We start from the raw sequence: 13,784 nt of genomic DNA on the forward strand, positions 1-13,784 counted from the left end.
ACCATGGCGGATCTCACGCGGCGTGGGCTGCTCGCCGCTGGCGCGCTCACCCTGCTCGCCGGATGCGGCAAGGACCAGCCTCGGCAGCAGGCCGCGGACGGCGGGCCGCACGGCGAGGTCACCGTCTGGCTGCACGGCTCGCAGGACACCGGCCGGCAGTTCCAGGAGCTCGTGCACCGCTACATCGCCGAGTTCAAGGTCGACGTGAAGCTGCTCTACCTGCCCGTGGGCCAGCTCGACGCCAAACTGCTGACCGCCTTCAGCGGCGGCGCCCCGCCCGACGTCTTCAAGATCGGCCACTGGAGCTTCCCCGCGCACGCCAAGAAGAAGCGGCTCGCGCCCGTCGACACCAAGGCGCTCCCGCTGCAGAACTACGAGCCGGGCACGACCACCCCGCTCACCTACCAGGACGTGCCCTACGGCGTGCCCATCGACTTCAACCCCTGCATGCTCTACTACCGCAAGGACCGGTTCAAGGAGGCCGGACTCGACCCCGACAAGCCCCCGGCGACCTGGGAGGAGGTCGCCGAGTACAGCGCCAGGCTCACCTCCGGGGACCGCAGGCGGGTCGGCCTGCAGTGGCTCTACGGCGACCCGCAGTGGGCCCTCATGACGCTGACCGCCCTCGTCCGGGGCAAGGGCGGCGAGCTCGTCGCGGCGGGCGGCGCGAAGGCGTCGCTGGCCACCGAGCAGGGCATCGACGCCCTGACGTACATGTCGGGGATCGGCAACCCCAAGCTCTCCAACCCGCTGGGCGCGCTCGGCCTGTTCTACTCCGGCGAGGCCGCCATGGTCGTCAGCGGCGCCTTCCTCGGCCCCGCGCTGGAGAAGCTGGGCAAGGACAAGCTCACCTTCGGCAAGCAGTACGGCGTCGCGCCCATGCCCACCTGGGCCGGCGGCCGGCCCGTTGTCCCCGCCTACACCTGGGGCTGGGGCGTGGCCAAGGACTCGCCCAACCAGTTCACCGCCTGGCACCTCGTCAACTACCTGCAGGGCGCCCCGTCGGTGACCGCCAACCTCGACAACGGCATCATCATCCCGACCAAGGGCTGGCGCGACGCCGGGCCGCGCGGCAAGTCCGAGATCATGAAGATCGTCGCCGACAGCCTCCCGCATGTCGACTTCGGCCCGATCACCCCCGGCACCCTCGAACTGGCGAAGGCCGCGGCCGGCGCCGTCGACTCCGTCGCCCACGGCAAGTCGACCCCCGCCCAGGCCGCGGCGGCCTTCGACTCCACCGTGAGACTGGTCCAGTGAGCGTGCTCGGCGGGGGCAGGGTCCGGCCCCAGGCCATGGCGGGCGTGGCGCTGACCCTTCCGGTGGCCGTCTTCTTCGTCGTGTTCTGGCTCGTCCCGTTCCTGGCCGCCATCTATCTCAGCTTCACCGACTACGAGATGGCAGGGACGCCCAACTGGATCGGCCTCGCCAACTACGAGCGCATGTTCGCCGACCCCGGCTTCCTCAACTCGGCGTGGATCACCGTCGTCTACACGGTCTGCACGGTCGTCCCGACGATCGTGCTGGCCCTGCTGGTGGCCGTGCCGCTGAGTAAGCCGGGAGGGCTCAACCGCCGGCTCAGAGCGCTCGTCATGATCCCGGCCGTGATGCCGCTCGCCGCCACGTCCATGGTCTGGGTGATCATCTACTCCGACCGCGGCCTGGCCAACACCCTCCTCGGCCTGGTCGGGATCGCTCCGCAGTCCTGGCTGACCAGCTCCGACCTGGCCATCTGGGCCCTGGTCGTGATGGTCGTCTGGAAGAGCATGGGGCTGTTCGTGATCATCCTGACCGCCGGGCTGCAGGCGCTGCCCGGCGAGGTGTACGAGGCCGCCGCCATCGACGGCTCAGGGGCGGTGACCACGTTCACCCGGATCACGCTCCCGCTGCTGCGCAGGACCCTGCTGTTCGTCCTGGTCATCTCGGTGGCCGGATCGATGCAGGCGTTCGTGCCCGCCTTCCTGCTCACCGGCGGCGGGCCCGCCGAGGCCACCCAGGTGCTGCCGTACTACATCTGGGCCAACGCCTTCCCCTACGAGCACATGGGCTACGCCGCCGCGATGGGCATGGTGCTGCTCGCCGCCATGGTGATCGTCTCGGCGCTGCAGTTCGGGTTCCTGAAGGGAGGCGACGAATGAGAGCGGGAACGGTCCTGCGCACCGTCTGGCTGATCGTCGCGGTCGGGTCCATGCTGCTGCCGGTCTACGCCATGCTCGTCGTCGCCTCGGCGCCCGACGACACCGACCTGCGCGGGCTGGTCTTCAACGGCTTCCACCTGCCCGAGAACATCGGGCTGCTGTTCGGCGAGGGCAACCTGCCCACCTACCTGCGCAACAGCCTCATCCTGTGCGTCGGCACCGGCGTCCTGGACGTGATCTTCTCGGCCGCCGCCGGATACGCGATGGCCCAGCTGTCCTTCCCCGGCCGCCGGGTCCTGTTCGCGCTGGTGGTCGGCACGCTCGCGCTCACCCCGATGGTCCTGGTCATCCCCGTCTTCCTCATCGTGAAGGAACTCGGCTGGGTCAACACCTTCCAGGGCATGATGGTGCCCGGCATGATCAGCGCGTTCGGCGTCTTCCTGGTGCGGCAGTTCGCCCTCGGCATCCCGAAGGAGCTGCTGCTGGCCGCGCGGGTCGACGGCGCGGGGGAGTTCCGCATCTTCGCGCGTATGGCCGTGCCGCTGCTCAAGCCCGCGCTCATCACCCTGTTCCTCGTGCACTTCCTGGCGCAGTGGGACAACCTGCTGTGGCCGCTGATCGTGGCCAACGAGCAGGAGCTGTGGCCGTTGCCGGTGGGGCTGGCCAACTTCCAGAGCGAGGTCGGCTTCAACTATCACCTGACCACCACCGCGGCACTGGTCACCGCCGTGCCGCCGTTCATCCTGATGGTGGCGCTGCAGCGCTACTACGTGGCGGGGCTCACCTTCGGAGGGCTGAAACGATGATCCCGGACACCGCGCGGATGATGGAGTGGATCGAGACGGTCACCTCGCGGGGCATCAGGCGTCCCGGCTACCCGGCCGACGACTGGACCGCCGCGTGGGCCGCCGAGCGCTTCATCGAGTTCGGGCTCCACGACGTACGGCTGGCGCCGGTCGAGCTGCCCGTCTGGCGGCCGGTGACGGCAGCCCTGGTGGTGCGCCTGGACGCCGACCCGTCGAGAGTCGTGCGGGTGGCGGCGTCCGCCCTGCCGTACACCACGCCGAAGGCGGTCGTGACCGCGCCGGTCAGCCGTGAGGTCGTGCCGGGCGCCATCGTCGTGCCCGAGTACACCTTCACCGAGCTGCCGCAGTCCTACCTCAGGGACCTGGCGACGGCCGTGCACGACCCCGAGGGCGTCTTCGACGGGCTGGTCCAGACGCTGCCGTTCCAGCTCGACTACCTCGACGTCATCCAGGGCGTCATGGACGGCGGCGCCGCCGCCTTCGCGGGGGCGCTGACCGGGGTGCCGTGGGAGACACGCGACTACTACGTGCCCTACGACGCCGTGCACCGCGACCTCCCGGCCGTCTGGCTGTCGGGCGGCGACTCGCGGCGGGTGCTCGACCTGGTCGACGAGGGCCCCTGCACGGGCACGCTCACCGTCGAGTCGGAGACGGGCCCGGCCGTCTCGCACAACGTGATCGGCACGCTCCCCGGCCGCTCCGGCCAGTGGGTGATCATCGGCTCGCACCACGACGCGCCCTGGGCCTCGGCCGTCGAGGACGCCTCGGGGATCGCGCTGGTGCTGGCCGCCGCCCAGTACTGGGCGGGCGTGCCCGAGCGGGACCGGCCGCACAACCTGATCTTCCTGCTGACCGCCGGTCACATGGCGCACGCCGCGGGCACCCGGGCCTTCATCGAGGAGAACCGCGGCCTGCTGGGCGACGTCGTGCTCCAGCTCCACCTGGAGCACGCCGCCCGGCGGTGCGTGGTCGTGGACGGCGAGCTGGTGCCCACCGATGACCCCGAACCCGGCTGGTGGTTCACCACCAGGGAGCCGGAGCTGGAGAGCCTGGTGGCGGAGGCCCTCGTCGCGGAGGACCTGAGACGCTCGTTCGTGCTGCCGCCGGACGTGTTCTCCCCGATGCCGCCCACCGACGGGGCCTTCTTCCACCCCGAAGGGGTGCCGCTCGTGCACTTCCTGTCGGCCCCCATGTACCTGTTCGACTCGGCCGACACCCTCGACAAGGTGCACGAGGCCGGCCTTGAGCCGCTCACCCGGGCGGCGATCAGAATCGTCGAAGGGACGGCCGGATGGCGCCGCGCATGATCGTGCGAACCACTGCCGGGCTGGTCGAGGGCAGGGCCGAGGAGGGCGTGCTCGCCTTCCTCGGCGTGCCGTACGCCGCCCCGCCCTTCGGCGAGCATCGCTTCGGCGCGCCCGTCCCGCCACCCGCGTGGGACGGCGTACGGCCCGCCGTCACGCGGGGCCCGGCCGCCCCGCAGGCGGCCGGTGAGGACATCGGCCTGTACGCGCCCGACGTCTTCGAGGTCGGCGAGGACTGCCTCAACCTCGACGTGCGCACCCCTGAGACCGGCCGGGCCGGGCTGCCCGTCCTGGTCTGGATCCACGGCGGCGCGTTCTCCATCGGCGGCAACGGGGCGGCCTGGCACCAGGGCCCCCGCTTCGCCCGCGACGGCGTGGTCTGCGTGGCCATCAACTACCGGCTCGGCTTCGAGGGCTTCCTGGCCCTGGAGGACGCCCCGCTCAACCGGGGCGTCCTCGACTGGCTGGCCGCGCTGGAATGGGTACGCGACAACATCGCGGCCTTCGGCGGCGACCCCGGCAACGTGACGATCGCCGGGCAGTCGGCGGGCGCCGCCGCCGTCGCCACCCTGCTGACGATGCCCCGCGCCGAAGGGCTGTTCCGGCGCGCGATCGTGATGAGCGGCTCGGCCAACCTGGTCGCCACCGAGCAGGAGGCGCGCGACTACGCCAAGACGCTCGCCACCCGGCTGGGGACCGACCCGACCAGGTCCTCCTTCGCCAGGCTGTCCCCCGAGGCGCTCGTCGCCGAACAGCCGCCGGCGCTGACCGGCGACTCCGGCGGGCTGAACGAGTCGGTGCCGGTCAAACCGGTCGTCGACGGCGACCTGATCCCGGCCGTCCCGCTGGCCGCCCTGCGCGCGGGCGCGAGCGCACACCTCCCACTGCTGGTCGGCTGCACCTCCCAGGAGGCCGACGTGTTCGTCCGCCGCCTGGCCGCCGACCTCGACGAGGCCGCCGCGCAGGCTGTGCTCGACCACCTCGGCGTCCAGGTCGACGGGCCCGGCCTCACGCCCGCCGAGCGCGTCGGACGCGCCTTCACCCAGCACCTGTTCACCCGCGAGACGCGCTGGATCCGCGAGGCCAGGCCCGCCTACGCCTACGAGTTCCGGTGGGAGTCGCCCGTCGAGAGCCCGGTCGGTGGCGGACGCGTGGGCGCGGTGCACAACCTCGACCTGCCCTTCGTCTTCGACGTGCTCGACGCGCCCGGCGTCGAACGCACCGCGGGGCCGGGCGCGCCGCAGGCCCTGGCCGACGCGATGCACGCCGCCTGGGTGCGCTTCGCCCGCACGGGCGATCCCGGCTGGCCACTCGGGCACACCATGGTCTTCAATGAACTCACCGACCGGAGGTTGTGACATGCAGTCCTACTCGAGCGCGGTGGCGCGGACCCCGCTGCTGGGCGAGACCATCGGCGACAACTTCGAGCGGACCGTGCGGCGCTTCGGCGACCGCGAGGCACTCGTCGACGTGCCCTCCGGCCGCCGCTGGACCTACGCCGAGCTCGACGCCGACGTGAACCGGCTGGCCCTCGCGCTCCTCGCCTCCGGCATCGCCAAGGGCGACCGGATCGGCATCTGGGCGCCCAACTGCGCCGAATGGATGATCGTCCAGTACGCCACCGCGAAGATCGGCGCGATCCTGGTCAACGTCAACCCCGCCTACCGCGCCCACGAGCTCGACTACGTCGTCAGGCAGTCGGGCCTGCGCCTGCTCATCAGCGCGCTCACGCACAAGGGCAGCGACTACCGCGCGATGGTCGAGGAGATCGGGTTCGCCGACGTCGTCTACCTCGGCGACCCCGGCTGGGACCGGCTGCTGGCGCTGACCGCCCCCGAGGAGCGGCTGCGCGAGCGCATGGCGTCGCTGAGCGCCGACGACGCGATCAACATCCAGTACACCTCCGGCACGACCGGCTTCCCCAAGGGCGCCACGCTCTCGCACCACAACATCCTCAACAACGGGTTCTTCGTCGGCGAGCTCATCCACTACGACGAGCACGACAGGGTGTGCCTGCCGGTGCCCTTCTACCACTGCTTCGGCATGGTGATGGGCAACCTCGGCGCCACCTCCCACGGCGCGTGCGTGGTCATCCCCGCGCCCGGCTTCGACCCCGAGTCGACGCTGCGGGCCGTACAGCAGGAACGATGCACCTCCCTGTACGGCGTGCCGACCATGTTCATCGCCGAGCTCGCCCTCGCAGGGCAGTACGACCTGTCCAGCCTGCGCACCGGCATCATGGCGGGCTCGCCCTGCCCTGTCGAGGTGATGAAGCGCGTCGTCACCGAGATGAACATGGCCGAGGTGGCCATCTGCTACGGCATGACCGAGACCTCGCCCGTCTCCACCATGACCAGGTCCGACGACGGCCTGGAGCGCCGCACCGAGACCGTCGGACGGGTGATGCCGCACGTCGAAGTCAAGATCACGCACCCGGCGACCGGGCTGACCGTGCCGCGCGGCGAGCCCGGCGAGCTGTGCACGCGCGGCTACTCGGTGATGCTCGGCTACTGGAACGAGCCGGAGCGCACGGCCGAGGTCATCGACGCCGCCCGCTGGATGCACACCGGCGACCTGGCCACCATGGACGCCGACGGTTACGTCAACGTGGTCGGTCGGATCAAGGACATGGTCATCAGGGGCGGCGAGAACGTCTACCCGCGCGAGGTCGAGGAGTTCCTCTACCGCCACCCCGACATCGCCGACGTGCAGGTGATCGGCGTGCCCGACGAGAAGTACGGCGAGGAGCTCATGGCCTGGGTCGTCGTCCGCCAGGGCGGCACACCTCTGACCGCCGAGGCCGTCAGGGAGTTCTGCGCCGGCAAGCTCGCCCACTACAAGATCCCGCGCTACGTCCACGTCGTCGACGGGTTCCCGATGACGGTCACCGGCAAGATCCGCAAGGTCGAGATGCGCGAGGAGAGCGTGCGCCTGCTCGGGCTCGACCAGTGAGCCGGCGGTGAGGCTTGCGGCCGTGTGCGGGAGTTGCCGTGGCTCTCGGCCGCTGTCTCATCAGTCGCGTCATATGGAACGCTGATGTCGTGGATCGGATGATGCTCGCCGGGCTCCTGGGCCGTGACGGGGAGGCGGAGATCGAATCTCGTCATCACTTTCGACTCTTCCTCGCGCCGGATGCTTTTCGAATCGTCGCCTGCCTCGGTGCCGGCCAAGAGCACAATGGTCAGGGATGGGATTGAACCTGCTCGGGCGGGCGCATGGCGTGTGTGCCTCGGTGGAAATTCGATACACCCGGATCAAAAGATGGCCCCCAGCCTTTGCGGCGGGGGCGGAATACGACCCGGCGACGGGGGAAGCGGTCAGAGTGGAACCGGCCAGCCCGCTCCACCGGTACGAGGAGACCTGAACCCGATGCGTGTCACCTTCGCCACCCAAGCAGTTCCCGGCCGTCCGAACGAGGACTTCGTCGGTGCCACACCGGACGCGATCGTCCTGCTCGACGGCGCAGGCACCCCGCCCGGCTCGGAATCCGGCTGTGTTCACGGTGTCACCTGGTACGCGCGCTCCCTCGGCTCCACCCTCCTGGCCGGCCTGGCCCAGGACGGCAAGCCGCTGACGGAGATCCTGGCGGAGGGCATCAAAGCCGTGGCCTCCCTGCACGACTTCGTCTGCGACCTGACCCATCCCGGCTCGCCCTCGGCCACCGTGGTCATGCTCCGCCGTACGGCTGACACGCTGGACTTCCTCGTCCTGGCCGACTCCGTCCTCATCCTCGACGTGATCGGTACGGCGGAGCCGATGGTTGTCTGCGACGACCGGGAGGCCCAGGTCGGCGCGGCCCACCGGACGGCCATGGACGCGCTCGCCTCCGGCAGCCCCGGGCATGTCTCGGCCCACCGTGCTTACGTGGAGACCCTGCGCGATCACCGTAACCGCGACGGCGGGTTCTGGGTCGCCGCCGTCGACCCCCTCGCCGCCGAACAGGCCCTCACCGGAACGGTTCCCGCCGCCCGCGTGCGTGCCGCCGCGCTGCTCAGCGACGGAGCATCCCGCCTCGTCGACCGCTTCCGCCTGGCCACCTGGCGACAGACCCTCGACCTGCTCGACGACTCCGGCCCCGAAGAGCTGATCCGCCGAGTCCGCGAGGCCGAACGCAGCGATCCGGACGGCTCCCGCTGGCCACGCGGTAAGGCGCACGATGACGCCACGGCCGTCTCTTGCCACATCTGACCGCTACTCCACCCACCACCAGCGGCTCCCGAGATCATGGACCCGACTGCCTGAACCGCCGGCAGCGGTTGGATGCTCGGCTGCCTGTTTCACCGCCCGCGGGAACGCAAGCTCTACGACGAGTCCGCGGCGTTCCCGCCTGCGGGTGGCCGACCACCATCAGGGACGGTGCCACCGGACAACGCTGACGCCGCCTGATCGTCAACCGATACCGGTCTGCTCAGCCGCACCTCCTCCTCCGCGTATCCCAGCGCCTGGTAGAAACTTCGGGCGCGGACATTGGCCGCACCGGTCTCCAACGTGATGCGCTGCAGGCCGTGGTCGCGCGCCCAGGACTCAGCGGCGTTCACCAAGGCACGCCCGATCCCCATGCGTTCTGCCTCGGCAGAGACGACGAGCTCGCCGATATAGGCGTCCACCTGGCCGGTGAAGTGCCGGCGGGTGGTCACGGTGACAAAGCCCGCGACACGCCCGTCGCGGACCGCCACCAGCACGCCGTGGCCGTCGCTGTTGCCCTGGCCCAGGGAACAGGTGACCCAGCCGCGCACGGCGACGGATACGGCAGCGGCATCCCGCCAGGCCGCGACCCCCTCGGTCAGGCGCGGGGCCAGCGTGACGATGGCATCACGGTCTTCGTCTCGGTAGGGCCGGATCACGACGGAGGACTGTCCACCACTCATGACCGGCAGTCTGGCATCCGACCCCCTCGTGAAAAAACAGTCGCCCCCGATCCCCTCGCGAAAAACAGTCAGCGGCCCGCAGGCGCCAACTCGGCTTGACGCCTTACGCAGATCGGATGTGCGGACCGGCGGCCGGTACGCGGTGCCGACCTGCCGGTGCTGGTCCGGCGGTGGCTCGAACGGCACGACTCGGCCATGGAGGAGCCGTCAGTAGAGCCTGTGGATCAGGTAGGCCTATGGCGTGCGCCTGATCATATGGCGGGCGCCCGTCGGCTGGGGTGACTGCGTCTCGTTGAGGAGTGACTGCACGACCGGGAGGGTGTCGCGCCGGCTGACCTGGACGTGGCCCACTGCTCCACGGCAATGGCACTGCTCCACGGCGCTCCTGCCGGGATGCTCTTCGCCGATCGGTACGTCGCCGCAGGCGGCCGGCTGACCGTCGATCCCGCCGCCCATCTGTACTGGCGGACATTGGACGCCTTGGCCTTCGCGCCGGATGCCGAAAAGGTCGCTGGCCCTTGGCGCGAACTCGGACGCACCGATCTGACTTCCACGCTGCTCACCTCCCGGTTGGAGGACTATCTGCAGGAGCTCTTCGACCGCTACGGCTGACATCGCCCAACGCATAGCTCAAGACAAATGTGGCATCGACAATGGCACTGATCGCGTTTCCCGTGACTCCCCGCCGATCCCCTCGCTTCCTGTCCCATCGGGCACACGACGGGCACGATGTCAGGACGCTGGACAGCACCGGAGATCATCCTCACTTCTGCATGGCAGAAAAGCCACAGCCGACCTAAGAACCTGCGGATTAAAAGATCGCCCTCGGGCCGTTCCGGACGGTTCAATGCAGGTCATCCCTGAAGGAGCGGGGCTGGTCAAGTAGCGGTGAGAGGCCGGGCCTGCCGTTGTTTCCCGTCTTTCTTTGGTCCCGGCTATGGGTTTCAGGCATGCCGACGAGGGGCCTGGGTCAAGATGGAGCGCCCGCAGCGGAGCGAGGACGTACGATCTTGACGCGGGCCCCGGCGGTCGGCGGACACTGGTGAAACGCCGGGACGGGTATGCGGTTGTGGCTGCGTTCCCCATCGGCAGCTCGGCGGGCGGCAGGCCGGTCGGCTGCGGTCATCCCTTCGCGGTGGGTCCTTCCCGCATGGCGTGCGGGGGTGGCATGGGGCGTTTCACAGGCGACCGGCGGGGCCAATCAGAGGACTCGCTCGCGCCGCATCCGGGGGGCGGGGAACAGACCTGCGGGCGGCCTCGCGCCGGTCACCGGCCTACGGGCCCTCATTCGGTTGTGTCCGCACCAGCGGCCGGGGTGCGGTGGCGCTCCAGCCGGCGGATGCGGCCGTCACGCAAGCCGTAGAAGACCAGCTCCAGTAGCTCGCGGGCGGCGGCGATCTTGGCGATGCTCTTTGCCTCGGGGCTGCGGCGGGCAAGGATGCCGGCCTTGACCTGTCCGATCACCGATGTCGCGGGCACCCGCTGAACGGCCTCCACCAGGGCCCAGCGCAGGGTCGGCGGGCCCTGCTTGGTGATGTGCCCGCGGGCGACCTTGCAGTCGGATTCGCGATGGCGCGGGGTGAGGCCGGCCCAGGAGGCGAGCTGTTCGGGCCGCTTGAAGCGGCGCACGTCCCCGACCTCGGCGACGATCACGGCGGCCAGGATCGGGCCGATGCCGTCACAGGCCTGGATCGCCCGATAGCCCGCGTGACCGGCGAGCAGGTCGGCGATGACCTCCTCCAGCAGGCCGATCTCGTCGGTGAGGGCGTCGGTCAGGCGCAGCAGCGAGCCCAGCTTGCCGGCATAGGGCTGGGGCAGTGCCACGGCCTGCAGCCATATCCGGCCGCCGGTGCCGAAGATGTCGCGGCAGGCGGCCGGGATGCCGCGCTTGGCCAAGATCGCGTGGATCTGGTCGCGGCCGCCCGCGCGCAGGCGCACCAGCTTGATCCGGTAGCGGGTCAGCTCGCGCAGCTGCCGGACCGGCTCGGGGGCGATCCATGCCTCGGGCAGCCGGTTCATGCGCAGCAGGTCGGCCAGGTCGGCGGCGTCGCGCCGGTCGTTTTTGACCCGGCGGTAGGTGAAGGCCTTGACGCCCAGTGGGTGGGCCAGGTGGACCTCGGCGCCGGCCGTCTGGAGGGTGTCGGTGGCCCAGTACCAGCCGTGGGTCGCCTCCAGCACGACCTTCGGCTCGGGGCCCGCCTGAGCGAGCGTCTGGCGAAGCGCCGCCGGACTGTTGTCGATCTTCTCGGTCCATAGGCGCTCGCCGTCGGCGGTCATGGACACCAGCACGCTGCGGTGGCGATGCAGATCCATTCCCACGTACTGGATGCCGTCGTAGTCTGTCCTCATCAGGGGCCTCCCTCGTCGTGAGGACGTGTGACACCCCAAGCATCCGCTTACGGACCAGGGGACGTCGCGGGGAGCGGAGGCCCCGCTCCTTCATCGCATCAGATGGCATGTGTGGTCCGTCTTGAACGGCTCTGAACCTCCCTGCATTGCAACCCGAAGTGCAACCCAGCACTTGGTGGGCGAGAGCCGAGGAGTGAGGCTTCGGACCGTTGATCCCCTGATCCTGCGTGAAGATCAGCGGATGCGCTGTGGTCACGTCCAGCGAAGTGGTGTATGAGTTGACCTTCGCGTGATCCTGTTTCTGCAGGTTAAGCGTTAAGTGTCTGCGGAAGTGGATTCGAGGTCGGTGTGTCATCCACGAGGAGCCGGACGCGGGCTTTGGCGAGGATGTCCAGGCCCAGGTAGCGGCGGGCCTCGGTCCATTCGTCGGTCTGTTCGGCCAGGACCACGCCGACCAGCCGGATGATCGCTTGCCGGTCGGGGAAAATGCCGACGACGTCGGTGCGGCGGCGGATCTCCTTGTTCAGCCGCTCTTGGGGGTTATTGGACCAGATCTGACACTGTTGGCGAATCCGCGAGACTGCCTGCGCGGAGAGTGACGGCGGTGGGATCATGATCCTTCTGTTAGATCGGGGCTGCTGCCGAGGAGGTTCGGTTGTCCCTGCGCCCGATCGAGGATCATGACATTCCCGAAGAGACCGCCCGCATCTGCGCAGCAGCCTTCCCGAAGGGAAGCCTGCCGATCCGGTTGCGGGACGCTCTGGGACAGGTGTTCCGGGATGCCGAGTTCATCGGCATGTTCTCTCGGCGCGGACGGCCTGCGGTGTCGCCGGGCCGATTGGCGCTGGTCAGCGTGCTGCAGTTCCTGGAAGGGCTGTCGGACCGGCAGACCGCTGATGCAGTGCGGGGACGGATCGACTGGAAATACGCCCTGGGTCTGGAGTTGACTGATCCAGGGTTCGACTTCTCGGTGCTGAGCGAGTTCCGATCACGTCTGATCGAGGCCGGGCCCGATCGGCTGCTCGATCTGATGCTTTTGCGGTTGCAGGCGGCGGGGCTGGTGAAGGCCGGTGGCCGCCAGCGCACCGATTCCACCCATGTTCTCGCCGCGATCCGCGCAGTCAACCGATTGGAACTTGTCGGCGAGACGATGCGGGCCGCGCTCGCCGCTGTGGCCATCGTCGCTCCCAACTGGCTCGCCCCGCTGATCGAGCAGGGCTGGGCCCAGCGTTACGGTCATCGGGTAGAGGAGTACCAGCTACCCAAGGACGACGCGAAACGCCTGGCCTATGCCGAGACGATCGGCGCCGACGGAGATCGGCTGCTTGGCTGCATCGACTCCGACGAGGCTCCGGCTTGGCTTCGTGAACTCCCGGCCATCGGGGTGTTGCGGCGGGTCTGGGACCAGCAGTTCCGCCTCGACGAACAAGGCCGCCGCCGCTGGCGAGAGCCGAAGGATCTTCCTCCTTCGGGCGAGCGGCAAGCCTCGCCCTATGACGACGATGCCCGCTACGGAGTCAAACGCGGCAGCGGCTGGGTCGGCTACAAGGCTCACCTGACCGAGACCTGCGAGCCAGACGTCCCGCACGTGGTCGTGAACGTCGCCACGACCGCCGCGCAGGTCGCTGACAACGACCTGATCCCCGTCATCCACGCCAGGCTCACCGAACGTGATCTCTTGCCGGATATCCATCTGATCGACTCGGGATACACCGGCGGCGAGCTTGTCGTGACCAGCCGGAATACCTACGGCATCGACCTGTTGGGGCCCGCCCGGGAAGATTGCAGCTGGCAGGCCAAAGCCGGGGAGGGCTTCGACAGCTCTGGGTTCACCATCGACTGGCACAACCAGACGGTCACCTGCCCACAGGGTAAGACCTCCACCAGTTGGGCGCCCTGGCGAACCAAGGCCGGCGAGGAGTCCATCCACGTCGACTTCTCCAAGTCCGACTGCACCTCCTGCCCGGTCCGCGCCAAATGCACCCGCGCCAAACGCGAACCCCGTCAGCTCACCCTCCACGCACGCGAAGTCCACGAGACCTTGCAGCGCAACCGGGCCGCCCAACAGACCGAAGCCTGGAAACAGCAGTACGCTCTGCGCTCCGGCATCGAAGGCACCATCTCCCAGGCAGTGCGCGGCTTCCAGCTGCGCAGATCCCGCTACCTCGGCTTGGCCAAGACCCATGTGCAGCACGTCCTGACAGCAGCCGCGATCAACTTCGTCCGCATCGACGCCTGGCTCACCGGCGTCCCTCTATCCACCAGTCGCCGCCACCATCTCGAAAAGCTCCAAACCGCGGTCGCCGCCTGACCACCGGGATT

General features: G+C 69.3%; 11 protein-coding genes and 1 pseudogene. 9 read left to right on the forward strand and 3 right to left on the reverse strand.

The window, feature by feature from the left end; genetic code table 11:
* Nucleotides 1-3 precede the first annotated feature (3 nt).
* The 7 genes from J2S55_RS26230 to J2S55_RS26260 all read left to right on the forward strand — a co-directional run bounded on the left by J2S55_RS26230 (nucleotide 4) and on the right by J2S55_RS26260 (nucleotide 8,433).
* Nucleotides 4-1,257, forward strand: a complete 1,254-nt coding sequence (locus J2S55_RS26230) for an ABC transporter substrate-binding protein (RefSeq protein WP_306866036.1) — start codon at nucleotides 4-6, stop codon at nucleotides 1,255-1,257.
* Nucleotides 1,254-2,135 (forward strand): carbohydrate ABC transporter permease, encoded by an 882-nt coding sequence (locus J2S55_RS26235; RefSeq protein ID WP_306866039.1) that lies wholly within the window; start codon nucleotides 1,254-1,256, stop codon nucleotides 2,133-2,135. The genes J2S55_RS26230 and J2S55_RS26235 overlap by 4 nt, the downstream gene beginning before the upstream one ends.
* The gene (locus J2S55_RS26240; protein ID WP_306866042.1) at nucleotides 2,132-2,941 is read left to right on the forward strand and encodes a carbohydrate ABC transporter permease; all 810 of its coding nucleotides are present in this window, start codon (nucleotides 2,132-2,134) and stop codon (nucleotides 2,939-2,941) included. Before J2S55_RS26235 ends, J2S55_RS26240 begins: the two co-directional genes overlap by 4 nt.
* Nucleotides 2,938-4,248 (forward strand): M28 family peptidase, encoded by a 1,311-nt coding sequence (locus J2S55_RS26245; RefSeq protein WP_306866045.1) that lies wholly within the window; start codon nucleotides 2,938-2,940, stop codon nucleotides 4,246-4,248. Before J2S55_RS26240 ends, J2S55_RS26245 begins: the two co-directional genes overlap by 4 nt.
* Entirely contained in the window at nucleotides 4,245-5,603 is a 1,359-nt protein-coding gene (locus J2S55_RS26250; RefSeq protein WP_306866047.1) for a carboxylesterase/lipase family protein, read from the forward strand. Before J2S55_RS26245 ends, J2S55_RS26250 begins: the two co-directional genes overlap by 4 nt.
* Before the next feature lies 1 nt (nucleotide 5,604).
* The gene (locus tag J2S55_RS26255; RefSeq protein WP_306866050.1) at nucleotides 5,605-7,197 is read left to right on the forward strand and encodes an AMP-binding protein; all 1,593 of its coding nucleotides are present in this window, start codon (nucleotides 5,605-5,607) and stop codon (nucleotides 7,195-7,197) included.
* A 417-nt stretch (nucleotides 7,198-7,614) separates the two neighbouring features.
* A complete protein-coding gene (locus tag J2S55_RS26260; protein WP_306866053.1) occupies nucleotides 7,615-8,433 on the forward strand; it encodes a protein phosphatase 2C domain-containing protein in 819 nt (272 codons plus the stop codon).
* Between the two features lie 113 nt (nucleotides 8,434-8,546).
* On the opposite strand, the gene J2S55_RS26265 is transcribed toward J2S55_RS26260, so the two are convergent.
* Nucleotides 8,547-9,113: a GNAT family N-acetyltransferase gene (locus J2S55_RS26265; protein ID WP_306866055.1), complete on the reverse strand. Its 567-nt coding sequence runs from the start codon at nucleotides 9,111-9,113 to the stop codon at nucleotides 8,547-8,549.
* 393 nt (nucleotides 9,114-9,506) lie between these two features.
* Between J2S55_RS26265 and J2S55_RS26270 the strand changes: the two genes are divergently transcribed.
* Entirely contained in the window at nucleotides 9,507-9,725 is a 219-nt protein-coding gene (locus J2S55_RS26270; RefSeq protein ID WP_306866058.1) for a hypothetical protein, read from the forward strand.
* 672 nt (nucleotides 9,726-10,397) lie between these two features.
* Here J2S55_RS26270 and J2S55_RS26275 read toward each other — a convergent pair.
* Nucleotides 10,398-11,462: an IS110 family RNA-guided transposase gene (locus tag J2S55_RS26275; RefSeq protein ID WP_306866061.1), complete on the reverse strand. Its 1,065-nt coding sequence runs from the start codon at nucleotides 11,460-11,462 to the stop codon at nucleotides 10,398-10,400.
* A gap of 308 nt (nucleotides 11,463-11,770) precedes the next feature.
* Nucleotides 11,771-12,019 (reverse strand): annotated as a pseudogene (locus tag J2S55_RS26280) (transposase); the annotation flags it as partial.
* Nucleotides 12,020-12,117: 98 nt separating this feature from the next.
* Here J2S55_RS26280 and J2S55_RS26285 point away from each other — a divergent pair.
* The gene (locus J2S55_RS26285; protein WP_306866064.1) at nucleotides 12,118-13,773 is read left to right on the forward strand and encodes an IS1182 family transposase; all 1,656 of its coding nucleotides are present in this window, start codon (nucleotides 12,118-12,120) and stop codon (nucleotides 13,771-13,773) included.
* Nucleotides 13,774-13,784: the final 11 nt, after the last annotated feature.

Origin of the sequence: Streptosporangium brasiliense (assembly GCF_030811595.1) — a bacterium.
GTDB classification, from domain to species: Bacteria; Actinomycetota; Actinomycetes; order Streptosporangiales; family Streptosporangiaceae; genus Streptosporangium; species Streptosporangium brasiliense.